The sequence below is a fragment of the Methylosinus sp. Sm6 genome, assembly GCF_019802345.1.
Lineage (GTDB): Bacteria > Pseudomonadota > Alphaproteobacteria > Rhizobiales > Beijerinckiaceae > Methylosinus.
In genome coordinates this window covers 1-17,800 of record NZ_JAINDZ010000056.1, presented here as the reverse complement: position 1 = coordinate 17,800, position 17,800 = coordinate 1, and the positions used below count along the sequence as shown (strand labels likewise).

The following is a 17,800-nucleotide window of genomic DNA, read 5'->3' as shown; positions in this document are numbered from 1 at the left end:
CGGCTCATGTTCCGGCTTTGCGGGCCGTCACGGCGTGGATGGCCGCGACAAGCGCGGCCATGACGCTGAAAACTCTCCGCTCGTTAACCCGAATTCGGAGCCCCTCGGGACCGCCGCCCCGGCGCCTGACATCGCCGGCATTCGCCCTTATATAGGCCGAATGCTCGCGTCGAAGCGATCGCGGCCGACTGGCGCCAATTTCTCTTGCCATGAAAACGAGACGCCCCGAGACGGGACGCGAAGCGACTTTAGAAGGATATAACGCCGATGATACAGCCACCCCTCGCGGAGGGAAGCGCGGCCGAGACCGATCCGACCAAGACCAATCAGGCCAGGACCGACGCCGCCAGCGAGCGCGCGTCCTCCTCGGGCCAGAGCGGCGCCGGCGGAGTCGTTCATTCGCGCCTCGCCAACGGGCTGGAGATCGTCGTCATTCCGGACCGGCGCGCGCCGGTCGTCACCCATATGATCTGGTATCGCAACGGCTCGGCCGACGATCCGCAGGGCAAGTCGGGAATCGCCCATTTCCTCGAGCATCTGATGTTCAAGGGCACGCACGCGCATCCGCAGGGCGAGTTCTCCAATCACGTCTCCGAGCTCGGCGGACAGGAGAACGCCTTCACCAGCTATGACTACACCGCTTATTTCCAGCGGATCGGCAAAGAGCACCTCGGCACGCTGATGGAGTTCGAGGCCGACCGCATGACCAATCTCGTCCTCTCGGACGAGGTGGTCGGACCGGAGCGCGAAGTGGTGCTCGAGGAGCGCCGCATGCGCACCGAGAACGACCCGTCCGCGCAGCTGGACGAGGCGGTGCAGGCGGCGCTGTTCCCGCATCACCCCTATGGAACGCCGATCATCGGCTGGGGCCATGAGATCGAGACGCTCGGCCGCGAGGACGCGCTCGCCTATTATCATCGCTTCTACACGCCGGAGAATGCGATCCTCATCGTCGCCGGCGACGTCGAGGCCGACGCCGTCGTCGCGCTCGCCGAGGAGACCTATGGCCGCATTCCCGCCCGCGCCGACGCGCCGATTCGCCGCCGTCCGCGCGAGCCGGAGCCGCGCGCCCATCGTCTGGTGACGCTCGCCGACGAGAAGGTCGAGCAGCCGACGCATGAGCGCGTCTTTCTCGTGCCCTCCTACACGACCGCCGCGCCCGGCGAAGCCGAGGCGCTGGAAGTGCTCGCTCATGTGCTGGGCGGCGGCCCGTCGAGCGTTCTCTACGACCGGCTGGTGGTCGAGCAGAAGGTCGCCGTTTCCGCCGGCGCCTATTACATGGGCTCGGCCGTCGACGAAACGCGCCTCTGGGTGTTCGCGACGCCGGCGCCCGAGGCGACGCTGGAGCGGCTCGACGCCGCCATCGACGCCGTGCTCGCGGAATTCACCGCGAAGGAGGTCGGCGCGGACGAGCTCAATCGCGCCAAGACGCGGCTCGTCGCCGACGCGGTCTACGCCAAGGACAGCCAGGTGTCGCTCGCGCGCTGGTATGGCGAATCGCTGGCCACCGGCCTCGGCGTCGCCGACGTCGCGGCCTGGCCGGATCGCATCGACGCCGTGACCGCGGCCGATCTCACGGCGGCGGCGCGCAAGTGGCTGCAGAAGCGGCGGGCCGTGACCGGCTTCCTGCAGCCGGAGGACGAAGGCGAAGCGGCGGAGCTCGCCGCCTGAGATCGGAGCCAAAATGACTGTTCATGCCGCCGTCGCGCCCACGCCGAGCCGCGCCGAGTCCATTCAGCGCATCGTCACGCCGGGCGGCGTCGAGGCGTGGCTCGTCGAGAGCTACGCCGTCCCGCTGGTCGCGCTCGAATTCGCCATGCGGGGCGGCGCCGCGCAGGACCCGGCCGGCAAGGCGGGCCTCGCGACGCTGCTCGCCGGCCTCCTCGACGAGGGCGCCGGTCCCTATGACGCGCGCGCCTTCCACCGCGCGATCGAGGATCTCGCGATAAGGCTCGGCTTCGGCTGCGACCGCGACACGATCTCCGGCCATCTGCAGACGCTCTCGCGCAACATCGACCCGGCTTTCGAGCTGCTGCGGCTCGCCGTCTGCGAGGCGCGGCTCGACGAGGAGGCGATCGACCGTGTGCGCGGGCAGGTGATCGCGGGACTGAAGCGCGACGCCAATGATCCGGACTCGCTCGTCGCCAAGGCCTTTCGCGAGGCGGCTTTCCCCGGCCATCCCTACGGCCGGCCGGTGCGCGGCGAGCCGGAGACGCTGGAGACCATCACGCGCGGCGACATCGACGCGCTGCGCGCGCGCACGCTGGCGAAGAGCGATCTGAAGATCGCCGTCGTCGGCGCGATCGACGCGCGGACGCTGGCCGTCAAGCTCGACCTCGTCTTCGGCGGCCTCCCGCGCCGGGCGCAGCTCGATCCGATCGCCGACATCGACATCCATTGCGTCGGCGAGCGCCGGATCGTCGATCTCGATGTCCCGCAATCGACGATCCGCTTCGGCCGGCCCGGCATGCAGCGCAAGGACGAGGATTATTTCGGCGCCGTGGTGGTCAACCACATCCTCGGCGGCGGCTCGTTCACGGCGCGCCTCTTCAACGAGGTGCGCGAGAAGCGCGGGCTCGCCTATTCGGTCTACTCGCATCTCAACGAATATGACTGCTGCGCCATGCTGATCGGCGGCGCAGCGACCAAGAACGAGCGCGCGGGCGAGTCGCTCGAGGTGATCCAAAAGCAGTTCGCCGACCTCGGCGCTCATGGCCCGGACGCCGACGAGCTCGACAAGGCCAAGAAATATCTGACCGGCTCCTATGCGCTGCGCTTCGACACCTCGACCAAGATCGCGAGCCAGCTCGTCAATCTGCAGCTCGATGGTTTCGAGCCCTCCTATCTCGACGAGCGCAACGCCAAGATCGACGCTGTGACGATGGAGGACGCCCGTCGCGTGGCCAAACGCCTCCTGGGCAAGGGCGAGCTGCTGGTGTCGATCGCCGGCAGGCCTCGAGGTCTGTGACGCCTTTTATCGACGCTGAAAGTCATCCCCCCTCGTGACCGACAGATCACGAGGGGGGATTTTCGTTTTCGTGCGTCGAAATACTCGACGATATCGGCCCAAAAAAACAGGCCGGAAGATGAAATAGGGGTCCGGCAGGCGCCGAACCCCGCGCCGCTTGAAATCTATCTGGAACAAATTGATCGAGTATCGATCGACTACATCTCTTTTCTAGCGCGGAACGCGCCTAAAGAAAACAACTTAATTTGGCGCGATAAAAGAAAGACTAGGCATGTTGCCTGCAGGCAACATTGGTACTCATACTGTAGTAGTCTTACTATAGTAGAACTACGAAGTCGCGACGTCGTCTCCGTTGTTTTCAACAGTCTAGGCTTGGCGTCACCTCGACTTTGACAACGCTCTCCGTACGCAAGCGAAAACGCGGCGGTAAACTATGCATAGAGCGGAGGACTCGGCAAGCGGCGCGGGCGCTGGATTCCCGCTATTCACCGGCTGCCGCGAGAGGCAGCGTGAATTCGATCGCGAGACGGCCCTCTGCCGCCTGCTCCGTGCGGAAGGCGCCGTTCTGCGCCTCGACCATCGCGCGCCAGAGCGACAAATCCGCATTGTTTTCGATCGCCGCAGCGAGCTCGCCGAGGGCGACGGTCACGGTGACGACCTTCTCGTCGGAGGATGTGGCGATCGTCGGCCCGGCCGCCGGCGCGCGGGCAGGCGCAGCTCGCAAAATCTCGCCGAAGAGCTGCTCGAGCTGAGCCGGATCGGCCATGACGAGGTCGCGGCGCGCGTCCAGCCGCAGCAGCGGCCCGTCCTCGCGATGGCCCGCCGCGCCCGCCGCCTCGAGCAGAATGGCGTGGAGCCGCACGGCGGCGAGCCGAGGCGGCCCGTGCAAAAGGAAGTCCCTCAGCCGCGCGACGAGCCGCCCCGCCCGCGCCGCCTGCGCGGCCGCTTTGTCAACCGTGGCGGCGATGGAGGAACCGCTTCCCTCCGCCTCCGCCGAGAGCAGTCGGCGCGCCGTCTGCAAATAGGCGACGGCGGCGGCCAGAGGCTGAATAATGTCGTGAGTGATCGTCGCCGCGATCGATTCGAAAGCGCGAGACGCCTGCGGCCCCTCGCTCCGCCGAGGCTCGCTCGCCGCGCTCTCGCGCGCGCCGCGCAATCTCTCTCCCGCGAGCCCCGCGAGCGCCGCGCTGCAGAACAGCAGGACGGCGCCGGCCCAGAACTGCGTGACCGGCTCGGCCGAGAAATGGACGATCAAGACCGACGCCAGAGCACAGCTCGCCGCCGCGACGAAGCCGCCGGAGAGCCCGGCGATCTGGACGACCGCATAAAATGCCGCAAAGGCCTGACAATAGCCGACGAGGCGGGCCAATGCGTGAAAGGCGGCCGCGCCGATGACGGCGGACAGGACCCCGATCCCCAGCCGATCCGGCAGAGGCTTTCCACGAACATCGGCGAAGCGTCGCACAAGATCGTTCAAGCGGCTGCCTGTGGCCATCTGCGGCCGCGCGCGCGGCCCCCATGCGGCCCGGCCGCGATCGAACGGAACGAAGCCGAAGCGGCACAGGCGCGCAGCCGAACGCGAATTTCGCGGCCAGACTGGCGCGATTTCGACCGCTTTGCAATCGTGAGACGAAAAGCCCTGCCGCGCATCCTCAGGTCATCACGACATTCACGGCGCTTTCCGGCAGCTCCTTGCCGAAGCAGCGCTGATAGAACTCCGCCACCAGCGGGCGCTCGAGCTCGTCGCATTTGTTGAGGAAGGTCAGACGGAAGCCGAAGCCGACATCGCCGAAGATCTCGGAGTTCTCCGCCCAGGTGATGACCGTGCGCGGGCTCATCACCGTCGACAGATCGCCGGCCATGAAGGCGTTGCGGGTGAGGTCGGCGACGCGCACCATCTTGTTCACCGCGTCGCGTCCTTCCTTGGTCTTCTGAAAGCTCTTGACCTTGGCGAGTACGATATTGGTCTCGGCGTCATGCGGCAGATAGTTGAGCGTCGTCACGATCGACCAGCGGTCCATCTGGCCCTGATTGATCTGCTGCGTGCCGTGATAGAGGCCCGACGTGTCGCCCAATCCCACCGTATTGGCGGTGGCGAACAGGCGGAAGGCCGGATGCGGGCGGATGACGCGGTTCTGATCCAGGAGCGTCAGGCGGCCGGAGACCTCGAGCACGCGCTGGATCACGAACATCACATCGGGGCGGCCGGCGTCATATTCGTCGAAGCAGAGCGCGATATTGTGCTGGAGCGCCCAGGGGAGAATGCCGTCGCGGAACTCGGTGACCTGCTTGCCGTCCTTCAGCACGATCGCGTCCTTGCCGACGAGATCGATGCGCGACACATGGCTGTCGAGATTCACACGCACGCAGGGCCAGTTGAGGCGCGCCGCGACCTGCTCGATATGGGTGGATTTGCCGGTGCCGTGATAGCCCGTCACCATCACGCGGCGATTACGCGCAAAGCCGGCGAGAATGGCGAGCGTCGTGTCGCGGTCGAACAGATAGTCGGGATCGCGGTCGGGAACATGCTCGGTCGGCTCCGAATAGGCCGGCGCCTCGAGATCCGTGTCGATGCCGAACAGCTGGCGCACAGACACCTTCAGGTCCGGCAGAGGCGCGGCCCCTGCGGCCTTGTCGCTATCGAGTAACATTCATCCTCCGTTCCGCCGGCCCGGGCGCTTTCCCGCCTCGGTCCGGTCCGACAATCCGTCACATGCGCGCCGACGCGCGCGCCGTCACACGAGCTTGGCCGCCCTCAGGGTCTTGTAGGCGTGGATGATCTCCCGCAACCGCTCCTCGCAGGAGCGGTCTCCGCCATTGGCGTCCGGATGGTGACGTTTGACCAGCTCCTTATATCGCGTCTTGATCGCCTCCGCACCGGCGGTGTCCTCGAGGCCGAGCGCGTTCAGCGCCTTCAGTGTCACGGCCGAATGGCTCGGCGCGGCTTTCTCCGTCTGCGGGCGGCCGCGGTGGAAGCGCTGCCGATAGAGGCCGAGCGGATCGGCGACATCGCCGTCGCGGACGCGGTCCTCGCGAAAAGCGGTCTGGCCGCGCTTCACGCCCATCGCCCAGGTCGGGCGATGGCCGGTCGTCGCATCCTTCATGTAGCGCGCCACGTCGGCGTCGCTCATGCCATTGAAATAATTGTAAGAGTTGTTGTATTCGCGAACGTGGTCCAGGCAGAAGCAGAAATATTGCCCCTCGCGCTGACGCCCCATGGGCGCGCGATAGGCTCCTTCCGCCTCGCAGCCCGGCGCGTCGCAGCGAAAGCGCGCCTCGCGGCGCTCCTGCCGCGGCTCGGGCTTGACGCGGATACGGTCGAAGAGGGGGGAATTCAAATCCATGGCGCTGCATTATGGTGGACTGGGCGAGGGCTGCAAGCGGAACCCGCCGACAAGCTCCGGTCGGGCGGCGGGAAATTTGCTTCGACCCGCACGAGGAGGATTCCGAAGATGGCCGAGACAGGCAATTGCGGCGCCGTTCGCGCCCGCATCACCGAAAAGCTGACCGCGGCGCTCGCGCCCCTGTCGCTGAATGTGATCGACGAGACGCATCATCACGCCGGCCATATGGGCCATCACCACGACCGCAGCGAGACTCATTTTCGCGTCGAGGTGGTGAGCGCGGCGTTCTCCGGCAAGGGCCGGGTCGACCGGCACCGGATGATCAATTCGCTGCTGGCCGAGGAGCTCGCCGGCGGCGTGCACGCGCTGGCGATCGACGCGCGCGCGCCAGACGGAGCGTGACGAGGGAGGCCGTCGCCTTCTCCGGGGCCTTTCAGGGGCGCCGGGGGAGGCCGCTCATTCTTGCCCGAGAGGAGGAAGGCGGGTAAGAGCCGCCTTCCTCCGAGGGCCGGCCATGACCGAAGGCGCTGATGTCGAGCTGTGGACGCGGCGGCGCGTGAGCGTCTCCGTCGACCACATGGCCGCGTCGATCTCCGCCGTCGGCCTCACCCATATGCGGCCCGAGTTTCGCCAGTCGATCACTCCGCGCCGCGGTTCGGTCGTCGCCTCGCCGACGGTCGGCGCCGCGGCCAGGCCGGATTACTTCTTTCACTGGCTGCGCGATTCCGCCGTGGTCGTCGAGGCGCTCGCCATCGCGATCGAGCGCGGCTTCACGGATCGCGAACGCCTGCGCGACCTCGGCGATTTCGTCGATTTCAGCCTCGAGATCGGCCGCCTCGACGGCCCGGCGCGGCTCGCCGCCGAGGGGCCCGGAGAAACGACCGACGCCGAACTCGCACGCTATCTGCGCAGCGAAACGGAGCTGGAGACAGTGGTCGGCGACCGCGTTCTCGCCGAGGCGCGGGTCAATCCGGACGCCACGCTCGACATTCTGAAATGGGCGCGTCCGCAGGTCGACGGCCCGGCGCTGCGGGCGCTGGCGCTGATGCGCCGCCGGCCGCTGTTCGAGCAGAACCGGCCGGAAGCGGCCCGCGCGCTGCTGCGCGGCGACATCGCCTTCCTGCTCGATCGTTTCGACGAACCGAGCTACGACGTCTGGGAATATCGCTTCGGCCATCATTATAACGCCCGGCTCCTCTGCCTCGCCGCGTTGGAGCGCGCCGCCGCGCAAGACGCCGGCCTCGGGCTCGATGCGGCGCGATGCGACGAAGCCGCGCGGCGCCTGCGGCGCGACCTCGACCATCATTGGAACGTCGAAGACGGCTTCTATCTCTCCGCGATCAAGGGGACCGAGACCCGCTCCGACGCCGATCTCGATTCGGCGGTCGTTCTCGCGGTCGCGCAGGCCGGCCGCGCCGGCGCGCGGCACAGCGCGCTCGATCCGCGCGCGCAGGCGACCCTGGCGCGGCTCGAGCAGCTGTTCGCGCGCGAGTTTCCGATCAACAGCGGCCTGGCGCCGGAGGCGGCGCCCCTGCCCGGCCGATTTCGCGGCGACGGCTATTACGGCGGCGGCGTCTTTCTCTTCGTCGCCTTCGCCGCGGCGGAGATCTATTATCGGCTCGCCGGTCATATTCGCGCCGAGGGGACGTGCCGCGCCGACGCCGACAATCGGCTGTTTCTCGAGCGCTGCGGATTGGACGCGCTCGCCGCGCAGGGTCCCGACGTCTTCTTGCCGCAGGGCGAGGAGCGGCGCGACATCGCCGCGCGGCTCCGCGATCGCGGCGATTCCATCCTGCGGCGGCTGGCCGAGCTTCTGCCCGACACCGGCGAGATGCCGGAGCAATTGGACAAAACGACCGGCGCGCCCGCCTCGGCGCGCAATCTCGCCTGGAGCTACGCCGCACATATCTTCGCCGTGGCGGCGCGGGAGGATTCGCTCGCCTGAGCTTTATTCGGCCGCGGCGCCGAGGCTCGCGCGGGCGCGCTCGCGCAGCTCGTCGATCGGCGCGAGCGCGCCGCCGCCGGCCTCGAAATGCCAGAAAGTCCAGCCGTTGCACGCGGGCAGGCCCTGCGCCAGCGCGCCGATCTTGTGGATCGAGCCGACGATCTGGCCGAGCGCCAGCGCGCCGTCGGGCCGCACCATCGCCTGGTGGCGGCGGCGGACGTCGGTCAAGGTCGCGCCCGGCGCGACGAGGCCCGCCTCGACCAGGCTGGCGAAAGCGATTCGCGGCGCCGAGCGCTTCGTCGGCGCCGCGGCGACGGCCTCCTCCGGCAGAGGCTCCACCGCCGCGATCCGCTGGCGCGCGGCGGCGGCATAGCCAGGATCTCGCTCCAGGCCGAGATAGTCGCGGCCGAGCCGGCGAGCGACGGCGCCCGTGGTGCCGCTGCCGAAAAACGGATCGACCACCAGATCGCCGGGATTGGAGGCGGCGAGCAGCACGCGGGCGAGCAGCGCCTCCGGCTTTTGCGTCGGATGGGTCTTGCGCCCGGCCGCGTCCTTCAGGCGCTCGCCGCCGGTGCAGATCGGCAGCAGCCAGTCGGAGCGCATCTGGCAATCTTCATTGCCGGCCTTCAGCGCTTCGTAATGAAACGTATAGGCGCGGCAGGAGGCGTCGCGCGCCGCCCAGATCAGGGTCTCATGGGCGTTGGTGAAGCGGCGGCCGCGAAAATTCGGCATCGGATTGGACTTGCGCCAGACGATGTCGTTGAGGATCCAGAAGCCGAGATCCTGCATGATCGCGCCGACGCGGAAGATATTGTGATAGGAGCCGATGACGAAGATCGTGGCGTTGGGCTTCATCGCGCGCCGCGCGGCGGCGAGCCAGTCGCGGGTGAAGCGATCATAGGCCGAGAAGTCGGCGAACTTGTCCCAATCGTCGTCGACCGCGTCGACGAGGCTCTGGTCCGGCCGCGTCAGCCGATTGGCCAGCTGCAGATTATAAGGCGGGTCGGCGAAAACGAGATCGACGCTCTCGGCCGGCAGTCCGGCGAGAAGCTCGACGCTGTCGCCGAGGAGGATTTGGTTGCGCGGCGCGTGAGGCGACCGAAAGCTCGGGGACCCAGTACTCGTGACCTTCAGCTGGGACTGGGAGCGGATCGCCCCGACGCGCGCGCTACTCATGGAACTCGACACCGGCTACGCAACCAACGCCGGCACATTGCCCCGAGCCGAGTAAAAAGCAGGTTTAGGAGGGGCGCGCGCAGCTGTCCCTTTTCCGCACGGCTCAGTTAACAAAACCTCTTGTTTACGAGCTATTTACCGAAAGTGAGCCAGCGCTTTCGGCAGCGATTGCGCGGCTATTTGCGGCGCATCGGGGAAAAGCTCATCCGGTGATGCGGCGTCGGCCCATGCGCCGCGATCGCGGCGAGATGCTCCCTGGTGCCGTAGCCGGCGTTGGCGGCGAAGCCATAGGCCGGATAGAGCTCGGCGAGGCCGCGCATCTGGCGGTCGCGCATCACCTTGGCCACGATGGAGGCCGCGGCGATCGAGAGGCAAGTGGCGTCGCCCTTGACGATCGCCTCGGCCGGACAGGCGAGGCTCGGCGGATCATTGCCGTCGATCAGCACATGGCGCGGGGCGAGCGCGAGCGCGGCGACCGCCCGCGCCATGGCGGCGAGCGTGGCGCGCCGGATATTCATGGCGTCGATCTCCGCGGCGCTGGCGAAGGCGACGCCGACAGCGAGCGCGCTCGTCGCGATGCGCTCGAAAGCGGCGGCGCGCGCCTCGGCCGAGAGCGCCTTCGAATCGTCGACGCCGTCCGGAAGCCGATGCGGATCGAGAATCACCGCCGCCGCCGCCACCGGGCCGGCGAGCGGCCCGCGCCCCGCTTCGTCCACCCCCGCGACCGGCCAGAGTCCCTCGCGCAACAAGCGCTTTTCGAGGCGGAAATGCGGAGGCATCGGCTCTCGTCCTGTCGATGGAGTCGGCGACTAAGAATCACGGCGAACGGGAGCAGCGCGTCAAAAGCACCGAACCTGCGCCTCGGCCTGGGCGCGGCGCAGGTTTTCGAGCGCGTCCTTGGCGATGCGGGAATTGCGGAACAAGGAGCCGATCTGCCCGACCTGCTGGTCCATGCTCGCCACCGTCTCCGCCGCCACATAGCGGTCATAAGGCAGGATCGAGGCGATGATGTCGATCGAGCAGGAGCATTGCTCCAGCGCCTGCCTCGTGTCGCCATTGGCCTTCATGCAGCCGAACACATAATCCGCGCGGGCGGCGGTCGGATAATCGTTGATGTCGGCGGCCCCCGCCGGCGCGGCGGCGGCGAGGGCGAAGGCGAGCGGGAGACGGGCGAGACGGCGCATCGGTTCTGGTCCTGCACGGGGCCGGTCGCGGCGGCCTAGCGCAGGACGGCGGCCAGGGCAAGCATCGGGCCGCCGAGAAATCCTAGCGACAGGCGGCGGCATACTCGCGCGGCGTCACGCCGTAGCGCCGACGAAAATGACGGATGAGATGGCTTTGATCGAACAGGCCGACGCTCACGGCGGTTTCGGCCGAGCCAACGCCCTGCGCAAGCAGGGCCTTCGCCCGCTCGAGGCGAATCTGGGTCAGATAGCCGTGAACGGGCAGACCCGTGGCCGCCCGGAACACACGCATGAAGTGATAGTCGCTGAGGCCGGCGACGACCGCGACGTCCCGGACGGCGACGGGCTCCCTGTAGTGGGCTTCGAGATAGTCGATCGACCGCCGCATATCGGCCCTCGGCGCCCTCGGGGCGCGTCCGTGCCGAGACCTTTGCCCATAGCGGGCGATAATCGAACCGAAGGCGTCGTAGGCGGCGCATGCTTTTTCCATGCGGTCGGGCGTGTCGGTGATGATCGCATGGGCGCGAAGAAGGCGCTGCGTCGCCTCGACATCATGCCGTATCACATCATTGCCGAAATCGAGCCGGCCGCGACCGCCCAGAACATCGTCGGCGATGGTTTCCAGAAAGCCGGCCGATGGATAGAAGGCGCAATAGTCCCAGCCATGATCGCGCACGGCTGCTTCGGCCGCATGAACCTCGCCCGGATGGATCATCATCACGGTCCCCGCTTCGGCGACCCCTTCTCGGCGAAGGACGCGATGCCGCTGCGCGCCCCGGCTGAACGCCGCAATGACGAACTCGTCATGAAAATGCGCAGGATAGCTGTGGTCGAAACAGGACGCGCGCAGCAGCTCGAGGCCGTCCGGCAATCCGGAATCGCGCCATAGCTTCATGCGGTCGCGTCGCTTCGCCTTCATTTCCCCGCCTTCTGCCCGTTCGGCGGGCATGCCGGCGCGCAGGATCGTCCAATCCTTCGGGCGCGCCGCATGCCAAGATTAGCCCATCGAAAAAGCCGACGGCATCGGAGTGTCATGGAAAACAGCAGCGCAACGCGGCCCCTGCGTCAAAAGGTGATCGGCATCCTCGGCGGCATGAGCAATCAGGCGACGGGCGAATATTATCGGATGCTCAATGAGCGTTTGAATGGAGCGCTCGGAGGATGGGACAATGGCGAGATCGTCATCGTCTCGGTCAATTTCGGAAACATAGAATACTTCGTGCGACGGAATCTGTGGGACGATGCGCGGGCTTATCTCGCCGAAAAGGTCGATCGACTGGAGCGGGCCGGCGCCGATGTGATCGGCTGCGTTTCCAACACCATGCATCGGGTCGTCGGGCCGATCATGGCGGGTCGTGCAACGCCTTTCATTCACATCGCCGATCCGACTGCCGAGGCCATCCGGAAGGTCGGGATTCGGCGCGTCGGCCTTCTCGGCACGCTGCCCGTCATGGAGTCCGAGGAATTGCGCCTCCGTTTCCAGGAGCGTTTCGGGATCGAAATCCTGGCGCCGTCCGATGCGGAGAAAAAGGTGGTGGACAGGATTATTTTCGACGAGCTGGTGCGGCGCGATCTTCGCGCCGAATCCAGGGCGGAGTATCTGCGCGTGGTGGCCGCATTGCAGGCCGAGGGCGCGCAGGGGGTGGTCCTCGGATGCACGGAAATCTTCCTGTTGATCCGGCAATCCGATCTGCCGGGATTTCCCGTATTCGACACGACGGCCCTGCATGTCGAAGCTCTCGCGTCGTTTGCGTTATCCTAATGGCCTGCTTCATCGAAACTGATGGGCCTCGAGAGCGAGCCTTCAGGCTCGCTCTTTCGCCCCGTCACATCGACTGAAGCATTCCACTAGAGCGTTATCCGATCCGAATTAATCGGATAACGCTCTAACGTTCTTCAGTTTGAGCGAATTCTGATCGATCGAACGATTCCGTTCGATCGGAAAGCGCTCTAGTGGCAGACGCCGTCGGCGCCATGGGCGCAGGCCGGGACTTTCAGCTTTACCTTGGCCGTGCGATTGCTGGTCGACTTGGCGGTGAAATAATAGGAGCCGCCAGCGTCCGGAAACTCGTAATTGGCCGCGAACACCGGATAGTTCGTGCCGTATTGGCGATATTCCAGCGACAGCGGCGAGCTCGTTCCGTCCGGCCACTGGATCGACATGGAGGCGGCGCTCGCATCTTTGGCCAGGACCTCGACCCACCAGGTCCCCGAGCGCGAGACGGAGAAGCTCGGCGTCCAGCTCGCGGCGGACACCGTCACTTTGGCCGACGCCGTCTTGGAGCGATCCGCGACGCTCTTCGCCGTCACCGTGCAGGTCTTCTGCGTCGAGGGCGCCGTGTAGCGTCCGGCGCCGTCGATCGCGCCACAACCCGTCTCGACGATCGACCAGGTCACCGATTTGTTGGTCGTCCCCGTCACCAGAGCGCTGAAACGCCGCTGCGCGCCGGGGGCGAGCGAGACGTCGCCCTGCATCACCGACAGACCGACCGTCTGCGCCGCATTGGGATCGATGAAGCCCTTGCGCAGCGCCTCCAGAAGAAAATTCGGCCGGGAATGGGAGGTCACATAACCCTGATTGATGGTCCAGACGATAACGCCGCCATAGCCGTTCTGCCGTGAATAGGCGCCCTTGGCGAGCAGCGCGGACTCGTCCTCATAGCTCACATAGCGGCAGCCGTGGGATTCCGCCGTCGGCAGGCTCAGATAGGACTGGGACGCTCTCGCATTCCAGAAGCGACGGCTCCAATCAAAAACGCCGCCCTTGCCGTAGAATTTGGACAGCGGGAAATCATTGTCGCCGCCACGGATGGCGACGCCGTTCTCCGCGCTCTGATTGGGTCCGGTGACGCCGCCCGTATAGCAGATGGCGTAGAAGCTCGTTCCCATGGCGAGCTTCGATTTCGGCACGCCGGCGGCGACATAGCGCTGCAGCGACGAGGCGATCGAGACTGGCGTCGTTTCCTTCTCGCCCGCGAGCGGCGCATTGAACCAGGAGAGCCAGCCCGAGCCCGCGCCCGCCCAGACGGTCGCGGGAGCGTAGGTCATGAGGCTGATCCGGTCGAGCTTCGCCGCAATGGCCGCGACATGCGAATCGACGGTCTCGTAATTGATGTTGATCGCCGCCATCGGCGCGGTGAGGATCGCATTGGGCGCCGCGGCGCGCAGATCGGTGACGAGGCTCTGGAACTTCGCCCAGTCGACCGAATCCTCCCAATCGAGGTCGAGGCCGTCATAGCCGAGGCTGTTCATGGCGGCGACCAGATTGGCGACGAATGCGGCCCGGTGGTTGACGACGGCGGCGCGGATCGTGGCGCCCTCATCGGCGCCGCCGACCATCAATATGGCCTTCTTGCCGGCGGCATGGGCGCGCTTGGCGATGTCCTTCGCCAGAGCGGGCCCATGGGTCGTATCCCAATCGAAGTCGAGATTGAGCGTGCCGTCCGCCTTGGCCTTCACCCGCCCCATCATGATGTGGGTCAGGCCGCCCCAGCCGATCGACTGCGGCGGATACATATCGCGCTGATAGGCGACATAATAGCCCATGACCCATTGTGTGGCGGCGGCGGCCGGCTGCGCCGCGCCGAGCGCGGCGAGCGCGAGCAGCGCGGCGGCGGAGAGACCGCGCCGCAGCAGAGTTCTGAAAAGGTTCATCGCAAGAGCCCCCCGAGGGCGGATGTGGACATCGCGGTGCGTCGCCGCCCTTTGCGGCGACCGCCCGGCGATCATCCCGACAGATAGCTCGGCCGCGCGATGTGCGGCGTCACACGTTTGGGGGATCGACGACGCAAAAATCAGATCGTCTTGCCGGCGAAGCGGCAGAGGTCGGCGATGATGCAGCGCTCGCATTCGGGCCGGCGCGCCTTGCACACATAGCGCCCGTGCAGGATGAGCCAGTGATGGGCGTGCAGCTTGAAACGCTCCGGCACGATCTTCTCGAGCCCCGCCTCCACCTGCTCGACCGTCTTGCCCGCGGCGAGCGGCAGACGATTGGACAGGCGGAAAATATGCGTGTCGACGGCGATCACCGGCACATGAAAAGCGATGTTCAGCACCACATTGGCGGTCTTGCGGCCGACGCCGGGCAGCGCCTCCAGGGCCTCGCGGTCGCACGGAACCTCGCCGCCATGCGTCTCGATCAGCCGCCGGCTCAGCGCGATGACATTCTTCGCCTTGGTCGGATAGAGGCCGATGGTCTTTATATAGTCCTTCAGCCGCTCCTCGCCGAGCGCCGCCATCTTCTGCGGCGTGTCGGCGACCTCGAACAATTGCCGCGTCGCCTTGTTGACGCCGACATCGGTCGCCTGCGCCGACAGCACGACGGCGACGAGCAGGGTGAAGACGTTCACATGCTCGAGCTCGCCTTTTGGATGCGGATCGGCCGCCTCGAGGCGCGCGAAAATCTCCGCGATGCGCGCGGCCTCGCGGCTGCGCGGCGACATCCTGGGCCGCGACACTGTCGGCCGCGCTTTGGCGGGCGCGCTCTTTCCGTTGGGCATGAATGCGTTATAACTTAGAGATCCGCAGAACGAAAGGCGTGGACGTGACCGCCGACGCTGCTTCGACCGACGCGATCTATCGCAAGCGCCTGACTCCGTATCGCTCGATGTCGCCCGGCGCCTTCAAGCGCTTCATCTTTCTGTTCGGCGCGGGGACCTTCGCTCTCTCCCTCCCCTTCTATGTGATGGGCGCCTGGCCGGTGGTCGGCTTCATGGGCCTCGACGTGCTGGCGCTCTACATCGCCTTCCGCGTGAGCTTCTATTCGGCGCGCGCCTTCGAGACGCTGGATCTGACGCCCTTCGAGCTGCGCTTCGTGAAGACCACGGCCAGCGGCGCCCGCGCAGAATGGCGTTTCGACACCTATTGGGTGCGGCTCGAGCAGGAGATCCACGAGGAGTTCGGCGTGCAGCGCCTGACCTTGGTCGCGCGCGGCGAGCGTGTCGAGATCGGCGGCTTCCTCGGCCCGGACCAGAAGGCGGAGCTGGCCGAGGATTTGACGAAGGCGCTGGCGGCGGCCAAGCGCGGGCCGATTTTCGGGTGAAGGCGCATCACGTCGCACAAAGGCGCAGAACTTGCTTCCTCGCCCGCGCGAGGACACTGGAATGAAAACATTTCTCGATTGGTCGGCCTACGACACCTATGGGATCGGCGACGCCTATTCGGGCATTCCGGCGACTGGCGGCAATTACGCCAAGGCGGTGGCTGTGTGCATGCACAGCCGCGACTGCCACAAGACCGGCAAGGGCGTCATGTGCCCGAGCTATCGGATCACCGGCGACCGCGCCCATTCCACCGAGGCGCGCGTCGCCGCTTTCAAGGCCGCGCTCAATGACGGCTCCGATGCGCGCGCCTTCGCCGATCCGCGGCTCGACGAGGCGATGGATCTCTGCGTCTCCTGCAAGGCCTGCAAGAAGGAATGTCCCAGCGCCGTCGACATGACGCTGATCAAGACCGAATATCTCGCCCAGCGCCATCGGCTGCTCGGCGCGCCGTTGCGCACGCGCCTGTTCGGCGGCGTGCCGGAACTGACCGGCCGCCACCGCTCTCTGCTGCGCTTCGCCATTCTGCTGCGCAACAAATTCGCGCCGCTGGCGAAGCTCGTCGAGTCATGGCTCGGCGTCACCGCGCGCCGCCCCGTGCCCGCGCCTGCGGCGAAAGCCTTTCACCGCGCCCCGTCGGCGACAGGCGCGCGCGGCGAGGTGATCCTCTTCGTCGACACCTTCTGCCATCACTTCGACCCTGAGGTCGCCGATGCGGCGGTCGAGGTGCTGGAGCGCGCCGGCTATGGCGTGCGCATCGCGAGGCCGGCGCCGACCGACGCAGAGCCGCACCGCCCGCTCTGCTGCGGCCGCACCTATCTGACCACCGGCCTCGTCGACAAGGCGCGCGGCGAGGCGCAGCGCGTGCTCGCCGCCTTCCGCGGCGAGATCGCGGCGCAGACGCCGATCATCGGCCTCGAGCCCTCCTGCCTGTTGTCGCTGCGCGACGAGCTCTACAGCCTCGGCCTCGGGCCCGAGGTCGGCGATCTCGGCAAGCAGCTCTATCTGCTCGAGGAGTTTTTGGCGCGCGAGCATCAGAACAATGGGCTGCGCCTCGAGCTGAAGCCGCTCGACCTCCCCAAGGCGCTGCTGCACGGCCATTGCCATCAGAAGGCGTTCGGCGTGATGCGCGCGACGCGCAAGGTGCTCGGCTGGATTCCGGGCTTCTCCTACGACATCGTCGAGACGAGCTGCTGCGGCATGGCCGGCAGCTTCGGGCTTGAGGCCGAGCATTACGAAGCCTCGATGCAGATGGCGGAGCTGGCGCTGCTGCCGGCGGTGCGCGCCGCCGCCGACGCGCCGCTCATCGCCAACGGCTTTTCCTGCCGACACCAGATCGAGCATGGCAGCGGCCGCAAGGCGCGCCACATCGCGCTGCTGCTGCGCGACGCGCTCGCCTGACGGCGCGCGCGTCTCACTCTGTCCGTTATCGGACAAGAACGTCGGCTCATGGCGCCGAGCGGGAACGCTGCGCCCGTTCCTCCATCAGCGCCGAATGCGTGTCGAGCAGGCGGATCGCTCCGGGCAGGCGACCATGCGCCGTCTGCTGCGCCTCGGTTTCTGGCTCCAGCGCCCGCCACCAATCGATGAAGCGGCCGATGAGATCGCGCCCGGGAATCTCCTCGAAAGGCACGCCCGGAAAGCCCTCGATGCCGAAGGCGATCTCGAGATCGCGCAGGCGCTGGAGCACATAGAGGCGGTCCTCGCGGCCGAGTTCGAAAGGGCCCTCCGGCGCGCGCCGCACCATGCGCACCTCGCTCAGCTCGGGAATATAATCTGTCTTCACGTCTCGCGCTCCGCCGAGGGATCGAAGTTTTGGGAGCTGATGCAAGGAGGATGTCAGGAGGACTCGCTCGCACTCCGCTGGAGGGTCGAAGGGAGTCGCGTATTTCCGGGAGGCCGTCATGGCCGGGATCGTCCCGGCCACCCACGCCGAAGTGCCCAGAATTGCAACGGATTTGGGCGTGACGTGACAGCCGCGGACGGACAGTCCGAAGGATAAACGCCCCCGAGACGTGAGTGAGCAGACCGTAAAATCAGGCGTTTGCCATAGGCTTCTGCGCGTCTCGGCGTGGATGGCCGGGACGAGCCCACGGCTGTCCGGTTCAAGATAGGCATAGTATTATCTCGTATTGGCGTGGGTC

At 66.7% G+C, this 17,800-nt stretch carries 17 protein-coding genes and 1 pseudogene; 7 read left to right on the top strand and 11 right to left on the bottom strand.

Going from position 1 to position 17,800, the window contains the following annotated elements; genetic code table 11:
- Positions 1-267: 267 nt before the first annotated feature.
- On the top strand, positions 268-1,671 hold the full coding sequence (locus K3F48_RS22045; RefSeq protein WP_222577597.1) for a pitrilysin family protein: 1,404 nt from the start codon (positions 268-270) through the stop codon (positions 1,669-1,671).
- Positions 1,672-1,684: 13 nt separating this feature from the next.
- On the top strand, positions 1,685-2,968 hold the full coding sequence (locus K3F48_RS22040; RefSeq protein ID WP_222577596.1) for a pitrilysin family protein: 1,284 nt from the start codon (positions 1,685-1,687) through the stop codon (positions 2,966-2,968).
- A gap of 481 nt (positions 2,969-3,449) precedes the next feature.
- Here K3F48_RS22040 and K3F48_RS22035 read toward each other — a convergent pair whose 3' ends face one another.
- The 3 genes from K3F48_RS22035 to K3F48_RS22025 form a co-directional block, all read right to left on the bottom strand.
- Entirely contained in the window at positions 3,450-4,445 is a 996-nt protein-coding gene (locus K3F48_RS22035; protein WP_222577595.1) for a hypothetical protein, read from the bottom strand.
- 175 nt (positions 4,446-4,620) lie between these two features.
- Positions 4,621-5,619, bottom strand: coding sequence for a cobaltochelatase subunit CobS (cobS, locus tag K3F48_RS22030; protein ID WP_222577594.1), 999 nt, complete (start codon positions 5,617-5,619; stop codon positions 4,621-4,623).
- 84 nt (positions 5,620-5,703) lie between these two features.
- On the bottom strand, positions 5,704-6,312 hold the full coding sequence (locus tag K3F48_RS22025; protein WP_222577593.1) for a J domain-containing protein: 609 nt from the start codon (positions 6,310-6,312) through the stop codon (positions 5,704-5,706).
- A 108-nt stretch (positions 6,313-6,420) separates the two neighbouring features.
- Between K3F48_RS22025 and K3F48_RS22020 the strand changes: the two genes are divergently transcribed.
- Both K3F48_RS22020 and K3F48_RS22015 read left to right on the top strand, forming a co-directional pair.
- Entirely contained in the window at positions 6,421-6,714 is a 294-nt protein-coding gene (locus K3F48_RS22020; protein ID WP_222577592.1) for a BolA family transcriptional regulator, read from the top strand.
- 112 nt (positions 6,715-6,826) lie between these two features.
- The gene (locus tag K3F48_RS22015; protein ID WP_222577591.1) at positions 6,827-8,257 is read left to right on the top strand and encodes a glycoside hydrolase family 15 protein; all 1,431 of its coding nucleotides are present in this window, start codon (positions 6,827-6,829) and stop codon (positions 8,255-8,257) included.
- Positions 8,258-8,260: 3 nt separating this feature from the next.
- Here the strand turns inward: K3F48_RS22015 and K3F48_RS22010 are convergent, their stop codons facing one another.
- From K3F48_RS22010 to K3F48_RS25050, 5 genes and pseudogenes are all read right to left on the bottom strand, one after another.
- Positions 8,261-9,433 carry a site-specific DNA-methyltransferase gene (locus K3F48_RS22010; protein WP_255609606.1) on the bottom strand — a complete coding sequence of 391 codons (1,173 nt, stop codon included), beginning with the start codon at positions 9,431-9,433 and terminating at the stop codon, positions 8,261-8,263.
- A gap of 176 nt (positions 9,434-9,609) precedes the next feature.
- Positions 9,610-10,212: a ribonuclease HII gene (locus K3F48_RS22005; RefSeq protein ID WP_222577590.1), complete on the bottom strand. Its 603-nt coding sequence runs from the start codon at positions 10,210-10,212 to the stop codon at positions 9,610-9,612.
- 60 nt (positions 10,213-10,272) lie between these two features.
- The gene (locus tag K3F48_RS22000) at positions 10,273-10,617 is read right to left on the bottom strand and encodes a hypothetical protein (RefSeq protein WP_222577589.1); all 345 of its coding nucleotides are present in this window, start codon (positions 10,615-10,617) and stop codon (positions 10,273-10,275) included.
- A gap of 82 nt (positions 10,618-10,699) precedes the next feature.
- Positions 10,700-11,005, bottom strand: coding sequence for a helix-turn-helix transcriptional regulator (locus K3F48_RS24625; protein ID WP_255609603.1), 306 nt, complete (start codon positions 11,003-11,005; stop codon positions 10,700-10,702).
- 135 nt (positions 11,006-11,140) lie between these two features.
- Positions 11,141-11,512 (bottom strand): annotated as a pseudogene (locus tag K3F48_RS25050) (AraC family ligand binding domain-containing protein); the annotation flags it as partial.
- A 138-nt stretch (positions 11,513-11,650) separates the two neighbouring features.
- Here K3F48_RS25050 and K3F48_RS21990 point away from each other — a divergent pair.
- Positions 11,651-12,379: an aspartate/glutamate racemase family protein gene (locus K3F48_RS21990; protein ID WP_222577587.1), complete on the top strand. Its 729-nt coding sequence runs from the start codon at positions 11,651-11,653 to the stop codon at positions 12,377-12,379.
- Positions 12,380-12,567: 188 nt separating this feature from the next.
- On the opposite strand, the gene K3F48_RS21985 is transcribed toward K3F48_RS21990, so the two are convergent.
- Both K3F48_RS21985 and nth read right to left on the bottom strand, forming a co-directional pair.
- Positions 12,568-14,271, bottom strand: coding sequence for a glycoside hydrolase family 18 protein (locus K3F48_RS21985; RefSeq protein ID WP_222577586.1), 1,704 nt, complete (start codon positions 14,269-14,271; stop codon positions 12,568-12,570).
- A gap of 140 nt (positions 14,272-14,411) precedes the next feature.
- Positions 14,412-15,116 carry an endonuclease III gene (nth, locus tag K3F48_RS21980; RefSeq protein WP_222577585.1) on the bottom strand — a complete coding sequence of 235 codons (705 nt, stop codon included), beginning with the start codon at positions 15,114-15,116 and terminating at the stop codon, positions 14,412-14,414.
- Between the two features lie 44 nt (positions 15,117-15,160).
- Here nth and K3F48_RS21975 point away from each other — a divergent pair, with 44 nt between their 5' ends.
- Both K3F48_RS21975 and K3F48_RS21970 read left to right on the top strand, forming a co-directional pair.
- Positions 15,161-15,658 carry a DUF2244 domain-containing protein gene (locus K3F48_RS21975; RefSeq protein WP_370631471.1) on the top strand — a complete coding sequence of 166 codons (498 nt, stop codon included), beginning with the start codon at positions 15,161-15,163 and terminating at the stop codon, positions 15,656-15,658.
- 61 nt (positions 15,659-15,719) lie between these two features.
- Entirely contained in the window at positions 15,720-17,057 is a 1,338-nt protein-coding gene (locus tag K3F48_RS21970) for a (Fe-S)-binding protein (RefSeq protein ID WP_222577583.1), read from the top strand.
- Between the two features lie 46 nt (positions 17,058-17,103).
- On the opposite strand, the gene K3F48_RS21965 is transcribed toward K3F48_RS21970, so the two are convergent.
- Entirely contained in the window at positions 17,104-17,442 is a 339-nt protein-coding gene (locus K3F48_RS21965) for a hypothetical protein (RefSeq protein WP_222577582.1), read from the bottom strand.
- Positions 17,443-17,800 lie beyond the last annotated feature (358 nt).